The organism is Microbispora sp. NPDC049633 (assembly GCF_040675265.1).
GTDB lineage: Bacteria > Actinomycetota > Actinomycetes > Streptosporangiales > Streptosporangiaceae > Microbispora > Microbispora maris.
The window spans coordinates 1-16,576 of record NZ_JBFAOO010000166.1 but is presented as its reverse complement, the minus strand read 5'-3'; the positions used below and the strand labels follow the sequence as shown (position 1 = coordinate 16,576).

Sequence of the window (16,576 nt, the reverse complement as noted above, 5' to 3'; positions counted from 1 at the left end):
CGAGGCCCGGCTTCGCCTGGCACCCCGGGATGATGCTCGACTCCGTGACGCTGCAGACGCCGTTCATCGCCGACCTCGTCACGCTGGCCGACCCGCCCTCGCCGATGAGCTGCTCGAACCCCGACCTGGTGGTGTCGTCGCGGCGCACGCCGTGACAGTGCTGGTCCACCACGGGCGCGAGCAGGGCCGCCCGCACCGCGTCGGGCAGGGCAACGGGCAGTTGTTCGTCGGGTCTCGGCTCCGGCACGGCAGTGGACTCTACGGCTCCCCCGCCGCGCCGGCGCCTCCCCCGACCGCCTCTTTACTCAGTCATGGCGCGCGCAAAGCCGCAGGACGTTCGCGATGATCCTCGCACCGGCGCCGCCCTGGGTGGTCAGGATCGACTCGGGGTGGAACTGCACGCCGAAACGCAGGTTCTCGGTGTCCTCGATCGCCATCGCCGCGCCGTCCTGGGTGGACGCGGTGACCCGGAAACCCCTGACCCCCGGCTCCTTGGCGTGCAGGGAGTGGTAGCGGGCCGCGACGAACTCGCCGGGCAGCCCGTCGAGCAGCGCGCTGTCGCCCTCGCGGCGGACCCGGCCGCGCTTGCCGTGCTCGGGGTACGGCAGCAGTTCGAGCGTGCCGCCCGCCTGCTCGACCATGGCCTGCAGGCCCAGGCACACCCCGAACACCGGCAGCCTCCTGGCGTACAGCGCCTCGATGAGCGCCGAGCAGCCGAAGTCGGACGGCCAGCCGGGGCCGGGCGACAGCACGACCAGCGTGGGCGCGATCTCGTCGAGCTTGTCCAGCGGGAAGCCGTGCCGCAGCGTCACCACCGAGGCGCCCTGCTGCCGGAAGTAGTCGGCGAGGGTGTTGACGAAGGAGTCCTCGTGGTCCACGAGCAGCACCCGGTGGCCCTCGCCCGGCAGGTCGGCCCTGGGCTCCGCCCGCGCCTCGTCCCGGGGGCGGGCGGCCGCGGCGAGCGCGCCGAGGAGGGCGCTGGCCTTGAGCTCGGTCTCCCGCTCCTCGGCCTCGGGGTCGGAGTCGTACAGCAGCGTCGCCCCGGCCCGCACGGTCGCGACGCCGTCGCGGATCTGCGCGGTGCGCAGGGTCAGGCCGGTGTTCATCGAGCCGTCGAAGCCGATGAAGCCGACCGCGCCGCCGTACCAGCGCCGCGTGGTCTCCTCGTGGTCCTCGATGAACTGCATGGCCCACGTCTTGGGGGCGCCGGTGACGGTGACGGCCCACATGTGGGTGAGGAACGCGTCGAGGGCGTCGAACTCGGGGCGCAGCCGGCCCTCGATGTGGTCGACGGTGTGGATCAGCCGGGAGTACATCTCGATCTGGCGGCGGCCGATCACCCGGACGCTGCCGGGGACGCAGATGCGCGACTTGTCGTTGCGGTCCACGTCCGTGCACATGGTCAGCTCCGACTCCTCCTTCACGCTGGACAGGAGCGTGCGGATGGCCTCGGCGTCCTCGACCGGGTTGGCCCCCCTGGCGATCGTGCCGGAGATCGGGCAGGTCTCGACCCGGTCGCCGCTCACCCGGACGTACATCTCGGGCGAGGCGCCGACCAGGTGCTCGCCGTCGCCGAGGTTGAGCAGGAACTCGTACGGCGCGGGGTTCTCCGTGCGCAGCGACCGGTAGAAGGCGGCGGGGTCGGTGCAGGCGCCGTGGAAGACCTGGCCGGGGACGACCTCGAACAGGTCGCCGCGCTGGAACTTCTCCTTGGCCTTGGCGACGACGTCGGCGTAGGTCCCCCGCACCGGGTCCGGCGGGATCTCGCGGGGCGCGACCAGGGGGACCGCCTCGCCGGTGCGCTTCAGGCCGCTGGTGGAGACGCCGTCCACGGTGAAGTCGTAGCAGTGCTCCACGCTGGTCTCGCGGACCCGGTCGATCACGACGAGCCGGTCGGGCAGGTGCAGCACCAGGTCGCGCTGGTCGCCGGGCCGGGTCAGGCGGTAACGGATCGGCTCGAACTGGAATGCCAGGTCGTAGCCGAAGGCGCCGTACAGGCCGAGGTGCGGGTCGTCGGACCGGAAGGCGGCGATGATCTCGCGGATGGCGGTGAAGACGGTGGGACGGCGGCTGCGCATCTCCTCGGGCAGCAGGTCCTCGGACTCGGCGACGTGCACCTCGACGTAGCCGGGGGTCGGCTCGCTCTCCGGCTTGCCCGCGGCGAGCAGGCAGGAGGCGACGGCGGGCAGCACGACCTCGCCGCGCTCGTTGAGCGCCCGGGCGGATATCCGCCGGCCGCGCGCCACGATCTCCAGACAGGGGTCGACGTAGCCGAAGGCCCATCTGCTGTAACGGCCCGGGTAGTCCATGCCGGAGGAGAAGGCGCCGCCGCGCCGCTCCCCCAGCGACGTGACGATCTCCTCCAGCGCCTCCTCGGACACCTCGCGCACCCGGCGCTCGACCGCGATGCCGCCGGCCGTGGTATATCCGCTGATCTCCACTGTCCACGCCCCTTTTTTCGTATGCCCCGGGGCGGACATACAGAAGGCCGCCTCTCACGGGGCGGCCGGTCTCCAATACGAATGCGAAAACGCCGCCTGCTAGCGGCGCCACCACTGGGAGGGTGCAGGAGTTCGCATGCGGTAAGGGTAGCCGCGGGAGCCGCGATCATGCAACGCGACGCGACTGGAAGCGCGAGAACCGGATAGATATTCTGTTACTGGTCGGAAACTCCACTCTCGGCCGGGCGCGAGATCGCACCCCGGGCCGGAAAGGAGGGGCGTGATGGTCCGCGTGCCGGCCGGACTGCCACCGCACCGCCGCGTCCCGCAGGGACCGGGCGGACTGGAGGGACCGCGAGGGCCGAGCGGCCCGCCGGGCCACCGGGTCCGGGTGCGCAGGAACGTGCCCGTGCCGATGCCGGACGGCGTGACCCTCCTGGCCGACCACTACACCCCCGTCGGCGCCGACCAGCCGCCGACGATCCTGATCCGCACGCCGTACGGGCGGGGCGGCGTGGTCGGGTGGATGTACGGCTGGACCTTCGCCCGGCACGGATTCCAGGTCCTGCTGCAGAGCTGCCGGGGCGGTTTCGGCTCGGGCGGCCGGCTCGACCCCCTGGCCCACGAGCAGGAGGACGGCCTGGCGACCGTCGAGTGGATGCGGGCGCAGTCGTGGTACGGCGGCGGCTTCGCCATGCACGGGCCCTCCTACCTCGGCTACACCCAGTGGGCGATCGCGGCGCAGACCCCCGACCTGCGGGCGATGGCCGTCCAGGTGACCGCCTCGTGCTTCCGCGACGCCGCGTACGTCGGCGGGTCGTTCGCGCTGGAGTCGACGCTGATCTGGACGACGCTCACCGCGCACCTGGAGGGCAGGCTGAGCGGCATGGCCGCGTTCATCGCGCCCAGGCGCACCCGCCGGGCCGTGCTGTCGGGCCTGTCGGGCCACCCGCTGCCCGAGCTCGACGTGCTGTCGGCGGGCAGGCCGCTGCCGTTCTTCCGGGAGCTCGTGGCCCACCACGGCGAGGCCCTCTGCACGTACTGGGACAAGAGGGACTTCTCCGCGTCGGTGGGCGAGGTCGGCGCCGAGATCACGATGACCGGCGGCTGGTATGACGTGTTCCTGCCCTGGCAGCTCAAGGACTACGCGGCGCTGCGGGCGGCGGGGCGGCGGCCCCACCTCACGATCGGGCCGTGGTACCACGCAGACATCCGCCACGGGCGGGCGGCCAACGCCGACGCCCTGGCCTGGTTCCGCGCCCACCTGCTCGGCGACCCCTCGGGGCTGCGCCCCTCCCCCGTCCGCCTGTACGTCACCGGCGCGGGCGTGTGGCGGGACGAGCCGGACTGGCCGCCGCCCGGCATGCGGCGCGAGCGCTGGCACCTGCAGCCGGGCTTCGCCCTGTCTCCGGACAACCCGGCGGGCGGCGAGCCGGACCGCTACCGCTACGACCCCGCGCACCCGACGCCGGTGATCGGCGGCCCGGTGCTGATCGGCAACTCCGAGCCGAGGGACAACCGGCGGCTGGAGGCCCGGCGTGACGTGCTCGTGTACACCTCGGAGGCGCTCGCCCGGGACACCGAGATGATCGGCCCGGTGAGCGCCGAGCTGTTCGTGCGCACCGGCAGGGAGCACACGGACTTCGTCGTGCGGGTGTGCGACGTGCACCCCGACGGCGCGTCGATGAACGTCTGCGAGGGCGTGCGCCGGCTGACGCCGCAGCTGCGGGCCGACGAGGACGGCGTGCGCCGGGTGGAGATCGACCTGTGGCCGATGGGCCACCGGTTCCGCCGCGGCCACCGCATCCGGGTGCAGGTGGCCAGCGGGGCCTACCCGCGCATCGCCCGCAACCCGGGCACCGGCGCGCCGCTGACGGCCGGCACCCCCATGGTCGCCTCGGACCAGGAGATCCTGCACGACCCCCGCCATCCCTCGGCGGTGATCCTCCCCGCGCTGCCCTGAGCCGATCGGCACGCCCGGCGTCCGCGCCCGGGCGCTGCTACCCTCGCGATCATGGCGATCAGGAACTCCTGCTGTTCCTTCTGCGGAGCGGCCTACGCGGCCGGCCTGCCCTGGCCGAGGACCTGTCAGGAGTGCGGCAACACCGGCTACCTCAACCCCCTGCCGGTCGCCGTCATGGTGCTTCCGGTGGACGACGGCCTTCTCGTGGTCCGCCGGGACGTCGAGCCGCACCGCGGCCTGCTCGCCCTTCCCGGCGGCTTCATCGACATCGGCGAGTCCTGGCAGCAGGCCGCCGTACGGGAGCTCCGCGAGGAGACGGGCGTCGTGGCCGACGCGGCCGGCGTCCGGCTGTTCGACGCGGTCAGCGCGCCGGACGGCACCGTGCTGATCTTCGGTCTCGGGCCGCGGACGACCGCGGACGCCCTCCCGCCGGTCGCGCGCACCGCGGAGACCAGCGAGTGGCTGGTCATCGACGGCCCCCGAGAGCTGGCGTTCCCGCTGCACACACAGGTCGTGGCCCGCTATTTCGGCTCCGGCCGATCGTCGTGGGCGTGACGGCCGGTCAGCGTCGCGACATAGACGACCTGCCCCATCGCCTCTGGCGAGGTCGCCAGGGGTCTGTCCCGGCGCGCAGAGGTCTCGCCTCCCAGTGATCCCGCTCACGCGCCAGCAGGAACTGCGAGACCCGCACCGGATCACCAGGCGCATCCTGACCCCTCCGCATGCTGGATCACCTTGCGTGACCCACGCGACGGCCTCACCGCTTGCCGATATCGCGGCCGGCCTGAAGGACGCGACCACGCCCGGTCGCCTCGGCCCGCTGCCGCACACCGCCGCCACCGCCGCTCCGCTCAGCGATCAACCCGTATACCGCCACCCCCAGCGCCGCCAGGGCCGCCACCGCGACCCCACCCCATACCGGTCCCCATCCGCGCATACCGGCATCATCGACCACCCGACAAGATCACACCGTGTGATTGATCGACAAACGCGTCGGGCCCCTCGCGCGGTCAGGCTTCGTGAATGCGGCCGGCCTCGACGACGACGCGGCGGGTCGTGTGGACGGCCTTCAGCATGCGCCGGTCGTGGGTGACGAGCAGCAGGGTCCCCGTGTACGAGTCGAGCGCGGACTCCAGCTGTTCGATCGCCGGGAGATCGAGGTGGTTGGTGGGCTCGTCCAGGACCAGCAGGTTGACCCCTCGGGCCTGCAGAAGGGCGAGGGCCGCCCTCGTGCGCTCGCCCGGCGACAGCGTGGCCGCCGGGCGCAGCACATGGTCGGCGCGCAGGCCGAACTTGGCCAGCACCGTGCGGACGTCGGCCGGCGGCAGGTCGACGAGCGCGCCGAACGCGTCGAGCAGCGGCTCGTCGCCTTCGAAGAGGGCGCGGGCCTGGTCGACCTCGCCGACGACCACACCGGAACCGAGCGCCGCCGTCCCCTCGTCGAGGGGGATGCGGCCGAGCAGCACGCCGAGCAGGGTGCTCTTGCCCGAGCCGTTCGCGCCGGTGATCGCGACCCGGTCCGCCCAGTCGATCTGCAGGTCGACGGGCCCGAGTGTGAAGTCGCCACGCCGCGCGAGCGCGCCGCGCAGCGTCGCGACCACGGCCCCGGAGCGGGGTGCGGCGGCGATCTCCATCCGCAGCTCCCACTCCTTGCGCGGCTCCTCGACGACCTCCAGCCGCTCGATCATCTTCTCGGTCTGCCGGGCCTTGGACGCCTGCTTCTCCGTCGCCTCGGTGCGGAACTTCCGCCCGATCTTGTCGCCGTCGGGGGCCTTGCGGCGGGCGTTCTTGACGCCCTTCTCCATCCAGGCGCGCTGGGATCGGGCGCGGGCCTCCAGGGACGCCCGGGTGTCGGCGTACTCCTCGTACTGCTCGCGCGCGTGCCTGCGGGCGACCTCGCGCTCCTCCAGGTAGGCGTCGTAACCGCCGCCGTACGCGCGGACCTGCCGCTGAGCCAGATCGAGCTCGACCACCCGGTTGACCGTACGGGCGAGGAACTCGCGGTCGTGGCTGACGACCACGGTTCCGGCACGCAGCCCCGTCACGAAACGTTCGAGCCGGTCCAGGCCGTCGAGGTCGAGGTCGTTGGTGGGCTCGTCGAGCAGGAACACGTCGTAACGGCTGAGCAGCAGCGAGGCCAGCCCCACCCGGGCCGCCTGGCCGCCGGACAGGGACGTCATCTCCTGCTCCGGGCCGACCGTGAGCCCGAGGTCGGCCGCCACCTCGGCGGCCCGCTCCTCCAGGTCCGCGCCGCCGAGGGCGAGCCAGCGGTCGAGGGCCTCGGCGTACGCGTCGCCGGGATCGCCGCTCACGAGCGCCTCGGTGGCCGCGTCGAGGGCCCGCTGCGCGGCGGCGACCCCGGTGCGGCGGGCGAGGAAGGCGGCGACGGTCTCGCCGGGCCGCCGTTCCGGCTCCTGCGGCAGGTGACCGACGTTGGCGGTGGGCGGGCTGAGCCGTACGCCGCCGTGCTCGGGCGCGTCGAGGCCGGCGAGCAGGCGCAGCAGCGTCGACTTGCCCGCGCCGTTCGCCCCCACCAGCCCCACGACGTCCCCGGGCGCGACGACCAGATCGAGATCCGCGAACAGGACACGGTCGCCGTGCCCGGCGGCGAGTTCCTTCGCGACAAGAGTGGCGCTCATCAGGACACCGACCCTACTGGGTCCCACGCCTGTCCCGGCGTCGCCGTGGCGGCGGACAGTGGATAGGTGACGCCGGTCAGCCGCTCGGACAGCCGCCAGAGGCGGGTGGCTGTGGCGGTGTCACGGATGGCGCGCTCGCGAGTACGGGGAGCCGGCTCACCACGCAGCTGCAGTACGCCGTCGGGAACGATGTAGCTGCCGCCGGGCAGGTCCGGCACGGTCGCCGCGTACAGGGACGTCTTCGCCCCTTCCGGGGTGGGACGGAAGGCCAGGCGCACCAGCAGTCGCGTGAGCGTCGCGTACAGCCGTCCCCTGCCGCTGTTGGCGCCGCCGGTGAGCACGTTCGTACGGGTGAGTCCGGGGGCGACGGCCATGCTGCGCAGCTTCTGCCCGGCGGCGTCGGCCCGGCGCTGCAGTTCCATCGCGAAGTAGAGGTTGGCCCGCTTGGACTGCACGTAGGCGAACGCCGTGCGATAGCCGCGCTCGGCGTCGAGGTTCTTCAGGTCGAAGCGGGCGAAGCGCTGGCCCTCGCTGCTGACGGTGACCACCCGCGGCTCGGGCGCCGCGAGCAGCTGCGGCAGGAGCAGACCGGTCAGGGCGAAGGTGCCCAGATGGTTGATGCCGAACTGCGACTCGAATCCGTCGGCGGTCCGCGCGTAGGGCACCATCGCCACCCCGGCGTTGTTGACCAGCAGATCGAGCCGGCCGAGGTCCCAGCCCGCCGCGAACTCCCGGATCGAGGCCAGGCTGCCCAGGTCGACCCTGCGCAGTTCGAGGTGAGCGCGGGGGGCCTCGTGCCGCATGCGGGTGAGGGCGGCCCGGCCGCGTTCGGGGCTGCGGCAGGCCAGCACGACGTGCGCACCGCGACGGGCCAGCTCGCGGGCGGTGACATAGCCGATGCCGCTGTTGGCTCCTGTCACCACCGCGACTCGTCCGGTCTGATCGGGAATGGCGCGGAAGGTCCATGGAGGAGAGTTACGCATGAGGGCCGCCTCAAAGGGTCGCAAGCGAAGTTATCGCAACTCCGAGTTGCGATACCGTCATGGTGTCACCCGCCTCGCGACTATCGCAACTTGGAGTTGCAATGCAGTCTGGTCAGTCCTCGGCCGGGCCGGTCGGCCGCGGCGCCAAAGTCCGCGCCGCGGTCCATGCCGCCACACTCGCCGAACTCGTGGACAAGGGCTACGCCGCGTTGACCGTCGAGAACGTCGCCCAGCGCGCCGGGGTCCACAAGACGACGGTGTATCGGCGCTGGAAGGATCGGGAGAGCCTGCTCGTCGACGCCCTGGCCGAGCACATGGCGATGGACATCCCCGTGCCCGACACCGGGGCGATCGAGACCGACCTGGGGGCGCTGGCGCGCTCGCTCGTCCAGGCCTTCACCGGTGCGACCGGACAGGCCGTCCTCGCCGCCATGTTCACCGGGGCGGCTCATCTCCCGGAGATCGCCGCGGCCCGGCGTCACGTGTTCGAGGACCGGCTCGTCAGGGCCGAGCCGGTGGTGACGCGCGCCGTCGAGCGCGGCGAGCTTCCCGCGGACACCGATCCCGCCGAGCTCTTGAAGACCCTGGCCGCGCCGATCTACCTGCGCCTGCTCGTCACCGCCGATCCGGTCGACGAGACGACCGCCGACCTGGCGGTACACGTCACGCTTGCCGCCGCGCGCGCCGGAGCCCTGCGGGCCGCTTCGCGGCTGCCGGAGCAGACGACTTCCTAGAGTCCTCGGCTTCCTGCAGCCGAACGACGTGCACGGCGGTGCGCGGCAAGGGGTTGCGTATGAGGCAAGTAGGTGGGTGTGGTTGCCACCCGGCAGGCGACCGGCAGCCGAGGGGTCAGGCGCGGCGGGCGGCCCAGACGGTGCGCTCGGTGCGTACGGCGAGGTCATCGCGGTGCAGGATGCCGTGCGGGCTGTCGACGTCCAGGAGTTCGTCGAGGGCGGCGAGGTCCTCAGGGCTGAGTGCGGGTGCGGCGGCGACGCGGATGCGTTGCAGGCCGCGGTGGGCGTAGCGGCCGACGGCCTCGCTGCGATCGCCCTCGATGTGGACGGTGATGGTGCGCTCGTCCTCGACGGTGAACCCGGCGGCGGCCAGCATCGGCCCCCAGTCGGCGCCGCGGTGCGGGACGTGTTCGGCGTGGAAGCCGTCGGTCGCTCTGTGGGCGCGCTCCTCGAGTCCCGGTCGGCCCTCGGGGGCGTCGGCGGGCAGGAATCGGGGGAAGCCGCTCAGCTCGACGACGGCGAACAGCCCGCCCGGCGCGAGAAGTTCGTGGACGTTACGCAGTGCGCGGTCGGGGTGGGCCATGTGGTGCATCGACGCGGAGGCCCACACCAGGTCCGGTGTGCCGAGGTCGGGCCAGTGGCCGGTGTCGAGGTCGGCCTGCACGGTGCGCACCCGGTCCGAGACGCCGCGGGCACATGCCTTCTCACGCAGGAGCCGCAGGTGGCCGACGGAGGCGTCGACCGCGGTGACACGCGCCTCGGGGAAGCGTTCGAGGAGCGCGAAGGCGCCCGCGCCGGTGCCGCAGCCCAGGTCCACGATCTGGCGCGGCTCGACCTTCAGCGGCAGCCAGGCCGTGATGGATGCGATGTGCTCGGCGAGGACCTCGGCGTCCAGGTCGAGGATCTCCGCCTGTCCGCTGTCGTCGTGTTCCTGGTGGTGGCCGTGCGAGCCGCCGTGGTGAGGGATGTGCTCGTGCGCTGTGGTCATGACGTCACCGTAAGCACCCCATGCGCCTATCGCACGACTCCTTGCGAGATACGCAAGAAGGTGGCGTGATGCGCTGCCCGCCGCGCAACGTCATCCCTCTTGTGGCGGCGGAACTCCGTACTCGCGAGGGTGCTAGTCGCGGGGGCCCCGTACGCCGTCGGGCTCGCCGGTCTCGCCCGCGCCGCGTTGGTGGCCGCGGCGGGCGTCGCGGTCGAAGATGCCCATGATCTCGCACGGGCCGCCCTCGGCTCCGATCGCGTGCGGCATCATCGTGGGGAACTCGGCGGCTTGGTTGGTCTCGATGCGGAACCGGCGGTGGCCGAGCATGAGGATCGCGGTGCCGGACAGCACGACGAGCCATTCGCGGCCGGGGTGGGCGCGCATGCGGGCGGGATTGTCGGGCGGAGGTTCGGTCATGCGCTGACGCATGACGCTCATACCGGGGTCGCCCTTTATGGGCCAGCGCATCAGGCCGTGGGTCGCGTCGATCATCGGGCTGATGACGACGTCGTCGGCGGCGTTCTCCACGAGCTGGTCGAGGGTGGTGTCCAGGGCGCGGGCGAGGGTGACGAGCTGGTCCAGGGCGAGGCGGCGCTGTCCGTTCTCGATCCGGCTCAGCGAGGACTGGCTGAGATTGGCACGCGTGGCCAGTTCTTCCAGGGACCAGCCCTGAGCGACGCGCAGCGCGCGGATCCGTTTGCGTACGAGGCTGTCCAGCGCCCCATCTTCTTGCGTCATAGGCAACATGCTATGCCTCGGCTGCAATGCGGGCTTACGACCGGCTGGGCCGCAAGCCCATGCTGATCACCGGACTGATCGTCTTCGGCGCGGCCGGCGTCGTCGCCGGGCTCGCCTCGTCGGCCGCAGTGATGATCGGCGCCCGGGTGGCCGCGGGCATCGGCGCCGCGATGATCATGCCGATCACGCTGGCCGTCATCACCTCCACGTTCCCCGAGGAGGAACGGGGCAAGGCGATCGGTGTATGGACCGGCGTCGCCGGAGGCGGCGGCATCCTGGGCATGTTCCTGTCCGCGTTCCTCGTGGACGTCGCGGGCTGGCGGTGGCTGTTCGTGCTGCCCGTGGTGCTGGTCGTCGTCGCGCTGGCGATGACCCTGAGGTCGGTGCCCGACTCCCGCGATCGCCCCACCCACTCCTTCGACACCATCGGCGCATCGGTGTCCGCCGTCGCCGTGATCGGGCTCATCTTCGCCCTGCAGCGCTGTTCGTCTCCGTCGACGGCGGTTACCTGTCGATCCTCGCCGGCATGCTCGCCATGGGCATCGGCATGGGCCTGTCGATGACGCCCTCCACCGAGGCCATCACCGGCTCCCTGCCTCGCGCCGAGCACCGGCAGCCATGCTCAGGACCTGATCCACACCGCGCAGCAGTCCTTCGTCGACGGCTGGCAGCAGGCCATGTGGGCAGGCGTCGCCGTCATGGGCGTGCTGCTCGTCTACCTCGCTCTTCGCGGGCCGAAGGGCTCAGACCTCGCCAACGCGGACGAGGCGGAGCCCACGGAGACCGTCGCCGTCCGGTGACCGCGTAACAACCGGCTGACCACATAGGAACTACTCGTCTAGAGGTCCTCGGCGAGCGCGAGCAGGCGGGTGACGGTGTTCCAGTTGCGCATGGTCACCGGGCCGGTCGAATACTTCTCAAGGAGAGGCGGCAGCTTGGGACGCCGCAGCCCGTCGGGGAAGTAGACGTAGAGCTCCCGCTCGCCCATCCGCATCTCCTCGGGGGCGTACGCCGCCGGATCGATGCTCGCCAGCCCCTCCCGGTCCGGCGGCCGGGACAGGAAGACCACGGCGAACCGGGCGGGGTCCCGGACCTCCAGGGGGTTGCGCTCCACCACGGCGCGAAGCTGCCCGGCCGTACGGACGATCACCGCGGCGGACAGGCCGAGCTCCTCCCGGAGCCCGCGCTCGATCGCGGCGGAGATCGGCTCGGCGTCCCCGTCCGCCGTGAACAGGGCGTTCCCGCTGCGCAGGTGAGTGCGCACGTTCCCGTATCCGAGCCGTCCCAGCAGTGCCCGCAGATCGGCCATCGCCACCGTGGTGGCGGGGCTGACGTTGATGCCGCGCAGCAGCGCCACGTACCGCATCGCATCGCCTCCTTCCGGCGGGAACCTACCGCCCGTTCCTGTCAGACAGCGTCAGGTATCGGATTGTCATGTGCCGCTGTCGTCGCTGGGCGCGCCAACACGACCGTTCGGCGATCGGTGATCTCCCTGTTACCCGAACTTCCTTACGCTGCCGCCGTGTAACCGTCCCGCTGGTCCGCGTGACGGCCCGTCACGCGGAGCTGCCGGGCACGCCTGGTCCGTGTCCGATTGGAGAACGTGTGACGACCCCCCGCGACGCCCGCGACGACCGCGGCCGGAGCCCGGACTACAGTCCGCTCAACTGGCTGCTCCTGTTGCCGATCGTGATCCCGCTCCTCCCGCCCCTGTTCAACGCGGTGGAACCGCGACTGTTCGGCATCCCGCTGTTCTACTGGCTGCAACTCGCCTTCATCATCATCGGCGTCACCACGACCACCCTCGTCTACCGCGCGACGAGGAGGAACCGGTGAAGACCACCGAGATCGTCATCTTCACGATCCTGTTCCTGGTCGTGAGCGGCCTGGGCTTCGTGGCCGCCCGCTGGCGCCGTCCGGACGACCTCGCCAGCCTGAACGAATGGGGCCTCGGCGGGCGCAGCTTCGGCAGCTGGATCACCTGGTTCCTGATCGGCGGCGACCTCTACACGGCCTACACGTTCGTGGCCGTGCCCGCCCTGATCTTCGGCGCGGGCGCCATGGGCTTCTACGCCGTGCCGTACACGGTGGTCGTCTACCCGATGGTGATGCTCGTGCTGATCCGGCTGTGGTCGGTCTCGCACGTGCACAACCTCGTCACGCCGGCCGACTTCGTCCGCGTGCGCTTCGGCTCCCCCACGCTGGCGCTGCTCGTGGCGATCACCGGCATCGTCGCGACCATGCCGTACATCGCGCTGCAGCTCATCGGCATCGAGGCGGTGCTGAAGACGATGGGGCTGACGGGCGACCTGCCGCTGATCATCGCGTTCGCGATCCTCGCGGCCTACACCTACCAGTCCGGGCTGCGCGCCCCCGCGCTGATCGCGTTCGTCAAGGACTCGCTGATCTACCTGGTGATCCTGGTCGCGATCATCTACATCCCGGCGAAGCTGGGAGGCATGGGCTCGGTCTTCGAGGCCGCGAAGGCCAAGTTCGACGCGACCCCGGCGCCGGGCGACGGCATCGTGCTGAACGCGAACAACCAGCTCCAGTACGTCACGCTCGCGTTCGGCTCGGCGCTGGCGCTGTTCCTGTATCCGCACAGCGTCACCGGCATCCTCGCCTCGCGGAACCGGAACGTCATCAAGCGGAACATGTCGGCCCTGCCGGCCTACAGCCTGCTGCTCGGCCTGATCGCGCTGCTGGGCTACATGGCCATCGCGGCCGGGATCACGCCCATCGGCAAGGACAACAACACGATCGTGCCGCGGCTGTTCGACGCGATGTTCCCCGACTGGTTCGCCGGGGTCGCGTTCGCCGCCGTCGGCATCGGCGCGCTCGTGCCCGCCGCCATCATGTCGATCGCCGCGGCCAACCTGTTCTCCCGCAACATCTACAAGGAGTACGTCAACCGGAACGCGACCGCCGCCCAGGAGGCCACGGTCAGCAAGGTCGCGTCGCTGGTCGTGAAGGTGGGCGCGGTGCTGTGCATCCTGCTCATCGACCCGCAGTTCTCGATCGACCTGCAGCTCATCGGCGGCGTGATCATCCTGCAGACGCTTCCGTCGGTGGGCCTCGGGCTCTACACCCGGTGGTTCCACCGTGGCGGCCTGATCGCCGGCTGGGCCGCCGGCATGGCGGCCGGGATGCTGCTGCTGTACAACATCGCCAACCCGGCCACCAATCACGCCCACTTCGGCGGCTCGGCCTTCCCGCTGTCACAGCTCGGGTTCGACACCAAGATCACGGTGTACGCCGGCTTCCTCGCGCTGATCGTCAACCTGGTCGTCGCCGTGCTCGGGACCGTCGTGGCCCGCGCGCTCAAGAGCGCCGACGGCCCGGACGGCACCCGGCCCGGGGACTACTTCGCCGACCAGGGCGACCCGCGCGTCCACGAACTGAAGACCACGGCGCCTGCTTCCTGAGGTCCTGCGGACCCGGCCGCCTGGCCTCCGTACCGACTTGTGGCCGGCTTGACGCGGCGGCGCGCGCCGCGTGGAGTCGGCCACAAGTGCGCGGTGGGACAAAAAGGCATCACCTCGAACACCGAAGGAGCCAAGGATGCCTCTCAGCAACGACCTGGTCGTCACCGGCGGTCACGTGCTCGGCATGGACCCGGCCGTCCCGGACGGCCCCGCCGACGTCGTCGTCCGCGACGGCGTCATCGTCTCGGTCGGTCCCGCCGCCGAGGTCCCCCCGGGCGCCGACGTCGTGGACGCCACCGGCTGCGTGGTGATGCCGGGGCTGGTCGACACCCACCGCCACACCTGGCAGTCGGCGCTGCGCCACATCGGGCTCGACTGGAGCCTGATGGACTACCTCGGAGCCGCGTTCCTCCAGCTCGGGCCGAACTTCCGGCCGCAGGACGTCTACGCGGGCACCCTGCTCGTCGCTCTCGGCGCGCTGGAGTCGGGGATCACCACGCTGGTCGACTGGTCCCACATCCAGAACACCCCCGAGCACAGCGACGCCGCCGTGGCCGCGCTGCGCGACAGCGGGATCCGGGGCGTCTTCGCGTACGGCTGGCCGCAGGTCGATCCGCTCCACTGGGTCGGCGACCACAGCGACGCGGAGCTCCCCGCCGACGTCCGCCGCGTCAGGGACGTGCTCCGCGACGACGCCGCCCGCGTCACGATGGCCCTGGCGGCGCGCGGCCCCGAGATGTCGGCCCCCTCCGCCGCCCGGCGCGACCTGCTGCTCGCGCGGGAGCTCGGCCTGCGGGTCACCATGCACGTCGGCTCCGCCGACAAGACCGGCAGCGTCGGTTGGCTGCACGACGAGGGCCTGCTCGACGAGACGGTCACCCTGGTGCACGCGAGCGCGACCGGCGACGACGAGCTGAAGGCCGCCGCCGGTGCGGGCGCGACCGCGAGCGTGTCGCCGTTCATCGAGATGACGATGCCCGGGCTCGGCACGCCCGCGACCGGCCGGCTCCTGCGGGCGGGCGTCGTCACCGGCCTCAGCGCCGACACCGAGGTCGCCACCTCCGGGGACATGTTCACGCAGATGCGCGCCGCCCTGGCCCACCACAGGTTCACCCAGGACCCGGCGCCGCTGACCGCCGGCGACCTGCTGCGGATGGTCACCGCCGACGGCGCCGCGGTGGCCGGGCTGGCGGGCGTCACCGGCAGCCTTACGCCCGGCAAGCGGGCCGACCTGATCGTGCTCGCGGCCGACACCCCCGCCGTGGCGCCGGTGCTCGACCCCCGCGCCGCCGTCGTCCTCGCCGGCCACCCCGGGCTGGTCCGCACGGTCGTCTGCGACGGCGTGGTCGTCAAGCGGGACGGCGTGCTCACCGGGCCGGCCGGGCGGGCCATGGACGCCGCGAAGGCGAGCCTCGCCCACCTCCGCGGAGCCGTGCCCGGGCTGCCCGTCGCCTGACGCCGCGATGCCGGCCGGTGATCGTGGCACAATCCCGGCATGGCGGTCATGTTCCGGGTGCTGGGCCCGGTCGAGGCGTACGTCGACGGCGTTCCCGTCGACCTCGGCGGGCCACGGCCCCGTCTGCTGGTGGCCCGTCTGCTGATCGCCAGGGGCGCGACCGTTTCGGTGGACGCGATCCTCGACGACCTGTACGACGGCGCGCCGCCGCCGCGCGCCCAGAACACGCTGCACAGCTACATCTCCACCCTGCGCCGGGTGCTCGAACCCGGCCGCGCTCCCCGCACGCCGTCGTCCGTGCTCCTCAGCCGCCCTCCCGGGTACGGGCTCGGGCCGCACGAGGTGGACGCGGAGGAGTTCGTCCGCCTGGCCCAGGCCGGCGAGCCCGAACGCGCGCTGGCCCTGTGGCGCGGCATGCCGTACGAGGAGTTCGGCGACGTGCCCTGGCTCCGGCCGGAGATCGAGCGGCTCGCCGAGGCCCACCTCGTGACGCGGGAACGGCTCCTGGCCGGGCGGGTCGGCGACCCGCACGTGGTGGGCGAGCTAGAGGCCCTGGTGGCCGCGCACCCCCTGCGCGAAGGGCTGTGGGAGCTGCTCGCCCGCACGCTCTACGCACTCGGACGGCAGGCGGACGCCCTGGACGCGCTGCGCGCGGCCCGGGCCCACCTGGCCGAGGAGCTCGGCCTCGACCCCGGCCCGGCGCTGCGGCGGCTGGAGGAGGCGATCCTCGCCCAGGACCCGGCCCTCGACGGCTCCGGCCCCGTACGGCGGGGCCCGGCCGCACCGGCCGAGGCGCCGGGGGCGGACCGGCCGGAGCGGCGGGCCGTCGGCCGGAGCACGCAGCTCGACCGGCTGGGCGAGCTGGCGCGCGACGTGACCGCAGGGAGGCCGAGGATCGCGGCGATCTCCGGTGAACCGGGGATCGGCAAGACGTGGCTGACGGAGGCGTTCGCGGAGCGGCGGGCCGCCGAGGGCTGGCTGGTCGCGTGGGGCAGGTGCCACGAGACCTCCGGCGCGCCCGCCCTGTGGCCCTGGCAGCAGGTCGTCGGGGATCTCACCGCCCGGGTGCCCCCTTCCCCGGCCCAGGCCGCCGCCCTGCGGGTCCTGCTCGGTGACACCGCGCGAGACGACACCGCGCGAGACGACACCGCGCGAGACGACACCGCGCGAGACGGCACCGCCCCGCGAGACGGCACCGCGCGAGACGGC

15 protein-coding genes and 1 pseudogene are annotated in these 16,576 nt (G+C 72.3%); 10 read left to right on the top strand and 6 right to left on the bottom strand.

All coding sequences use genetic code 11. The features are described from left to right. A pseudogene (locus AB0J39_RS30485) lies at positions 1-110 on the top strand (SidA/IucD/PvdA family monooxygenase); the annotation flags it as partial. Positions 111-305: 195 nt separating this feature from the next. Here the strand turns inward: AB0J39_RS30485 and AB0J39_RS30480 are convergent. After that, entirely contained in the window at positions 306-2,441 is a 2,136-nt protein-coding gene (locus AB0J39_RS30480; RefSeq protein ID WP_363471016.1) for an anthranilate synthase component I, read from the bottom strand. A gap of 283 nt (positions 2,442-2,724) precedes the next feature. Between AB0J39_RS30480 and AB0J39_RS30475 the strand changes: the two genes are divergently transcribed. Both AB0J39_RS30475 and AB0J39_RS30470 read left to right on the top strand, forming a co-directional pair. After that, complete coding sequence (locus tag AB0J39_RS30475) at positions 2,725-4,404, top strand: CocE/NonD family hydrolase (RefSeq protein WP_363471013.1); 1,680 nt, start codon at positions 2,725-2,727, stop codon at positions 4,402-4,404. A gap of 51 nt (positions 4,405-4,455) precedes the next feature. After that, positions 4,456-4,959: an NUDIX domain-containing protein gene (locus tag AB0J39_RS30470; protein ID WP_363471010.1), complete on the top strand. Its 504-nt coding sequence runs from the start codon at positions 4,456-4,458 to the stop codon at positions 4,957-4,959. Between the two features lie 455 nt (positions 4,960-5,414). Here the strand turns inward: AB0J39_RS30470 and AB0J39_RS30465 are convergent, their stop codons facing one another. Next, positions 5,415-7,043: an ABC-F family ATP-binding cassette domain-containing protein gene (locus tag AB0J39_RS30465; protein ID WP_363471007.1), complete on the bottom strand. Its 1,629-nt coding sequence runs from the start codon at positions 7,041-7,043 to the stop codon at positions 5,415-5,417. After that, the gene (locus tag AB0J39_RS30460; protein ID WP_363471004.1) at positions 7,043-8,026 is read right to left on the bottom strand and encodes an oxidoreductase; all 984 of its coding nucleotides are present in this window, start codon (positions 8,024-8,026) and stop codon (positions 7,043-7,045) included. The genes AB0J39_RS30465 and AB0J39_RS30460 overlap by 1 nt, the downstream gene beginning before the upstream one ends. Before the next feature lie 101 nt (positions 8,027-8,127). On the opposite strand from AB0J39_RS30460, the gene AB0J39_RS30455 reads away from it, so the two are divergent. Then, the gene (locus AB0J39_RS30455) at positions 8,128-8,760 is read left to right on the top strand and encodes a TetR/AcrR family transcriptional regulator (protein WP_363471001.1); all 633 of its coding nucleotides are present in this window, start codon (positions 8,128-8,130) and stop codon (positions 8,758-8,760) included. Between the two features lie 115 nt (positions 8,761-8,875). Here the strand turns inward: AB0J39_RS30455 and AB0J39_RS30450 are convergent, their stop codons facing one another. Both AB0J39_RS30450 and AB0J39_RS30445 read right to left on the bottom strand, forming a co-directional pair. Further along, positions 8,876-9,748, bottom strand: a complete 873-nt coding sequence (locus tag AB0J39_RS30450) for a methyltransferase (RefSeq protein WP_363470998.1) — start codon at positions 9,746-9,748, stop codon at positions 8,876-8,878. Positions 9,749-9,880: 132 nt separating this feature from the next. Then, positions 9,881-10,486, bottom strand: coding sequence for an XRE family transcriptional regulator (locus tag AB0J39_RS30445; protein WP_363470996.1), 606 nt, complete (start codon positions 10,484-10,486; stop codon positions 9,881-9,883). Positions 10,487-10,512: 26 nt separating this feature from the next. Here AB0J39_RS30445 and AB0J39_RS30440 point away from each other — a divergent pair, with 26 nt between their 5' ends. Together AB0J39_RS30440 and AB0J39_RS30435 are read left to right on the top strand one after the other, a co-directional pair. After that, positions 10,513-11,049 carry an MFS transporter gene (locus tag AB0J39_RS30440; protein ID WP_363470993.1) on the top strand — a complete coding sequence of 179 codons (537 nt, stop codon included), beginning with the start codon at positions 10,513-10,515 and terminating at the stop codon, positions 11,047-11,049. Between the two features lie 114 nt (positions 11,050-11,163). Further along, positions 11,164-11,286, top strand: a complete 123-nt coding sequence (locus AB0J39_RS30435; RefSeq protein ID WP_363470990.1) for a hypothetical protein — start codon at positions 11,164-11,166, stop codon at positions 11,284-11,286. 38 nt (positions 11,287-11,324) lie between these two features. On the opposite strand, the gene AB0J39_RS30430 is transcribed toward AB0J39_RS30435, so the two are convergent. Then, entirely contained in the window at positions 11,325-11,852 is a 528-nt protein-coding gene (locus AB0J39_RS30430; protein ID WP_363470988.1) for a DUF1697 domain-containing protein, read from the bottom strand. Positions 11,853-12,091: 239 nt separating this feature from the next. On the opposite strand from AB0J39_RS30430, the gene AB0J39_RS30425 reads away from it, so the two are divergent. From AB0J39_RS30425 to AB0J39_RS30410, 4 genes are all read left to right on the top strand, one after another. Then, entirely contained in the window at positions 12,092-12,322 is a 231-nt protein-coding gene (locus AB0J39_RS30425; RefSeq protein ID WP_363470985.1) for a DUF3311 domain-containing protein, read from the top strand. Then, the gene (gene mctP, locus AB0J39_RS30420) at positions 12,319-13,911 is read left to right on the top strand and encodes a monocarboxylate uptake permease MctP (RefSeq protein WP_363470983.1); all 1,593 of its coding nucleotides are present in this window, start codon (positions 12,319-12,321) and stop codon (positions 13,909-13,911) included. Before AB0J39_RS30425 ends, mctP begins: the two co-directional genes overlap by 4 nt. 136 nt (positions 13,912-14,047) lie before the next feature. Then, positions 14,048-15,367, top strand: a complete 1,320-nt coding sequence (locus tag AB0J39_RS30415) for an amidohydrolase family protein (protein ID WP_363470981.1) — start codon at positions 14,048-14,050, stop codon at positions 15,365-15,367. A 39-nt stretch (positions 15,368-15,406) separates the two neighbouring features. Continuing rightward, a partial coding sequence (locus AB0J39_RS30410; RefSeq protein ID WP_363470979.1) for a BTAD domain-containing putative transcriptional regulator occupies positions 15,407-16,576 on the top strand: 1,170 nt, incomplete at its 3' end.

What these genes read in the sequence shown, in the direction of transcription:
- AB0J39_RS30435 (WP_363470990.1), top strand. Translation starts at nt 11,164, where the DNA reads ATGTGGGCAGGCGTCGCCGTCATGGGCGTGCTGCTCGTCTACCTCGCT.
- AB0J39_RS30470 (WP_363471010.1), top strand. Translation starts at nt 4,456, where the DNA reads ATGGCGATCAGGAACTCCTGCTGTTCCTTCTGCGGAGCGGCCTACGCG.
- AB0J39_RS30440 (WP_363470993.1), top strand. Translation starts at nt 10,513, where the DNA reads ATGCGGGCTTACGACCGGCTGGGCCGCAAGCCCATGCTGATCACCGGA.
- AB0J39_RS30415 (WP_363470981.1), top strand. Translation starts at nt 14,048, where the DNA reads ATGCCTCTCAGCAACGACCTGGTCGTCACCGGCGGTCACGTGCTCGGC.
- AB0J39_RS30450 (WP_363470998.1), bottom strand. Translation starts at nt 9,748, where the DNA reads ATGACCACAGCGCACGAGCACATCCCTCACCACGGCGGCTCGCACGGC.
- AB0J39_RS30430 (WP_363470988.1), bottom strand. Translation starts at nt 11,852, where the DNA reads ATGCGGTACGTGGCGCTGCTGCGCGGCATCAACGTCAGCCCCGCCACC.
- AB0J39_RS30460 (WP_363471004.1), bottom strand. Translation starts at nt 8,026, where the DNA reads ATGCGTAACTCTCCTCCATGGACCTTCCGCGCCATTCCCGATCAGACC.
- AB0J39_RS30445 (WP_363470996.1), bottom strand. Translation starts at nt 10,486, where the DNA reads ATGACGCAAGAAGATGGGGCGCTGGACAGCCTCGTACGCAAACGGATC.
- AB0J39_RS30455 (WP_363471001.1), top strand. Translation starts at nt 8,128, where the DNA reads ATGCAGTCTGGTCAGTCCTCGGCCGGGCCGGTCGGCCGCGGCGCCAAA.
- AB0J39_RS30465 (WP_363471007.1), bottom strand. Translation starts at nt 7,043, where the DNA reads ATGAGCGCCACTCTTGTCGCGAAGGAACTCGCCGCCGGGCACGGCGAC.
- AB0J39_RS30475 (WP_363471013.1), top strand. Translation starts at nt 2,725, where the DNA reads ATGGTCCGCGTGCCGGCCGGACTGCCACCGCACCGCCGCGTCCCGCAG.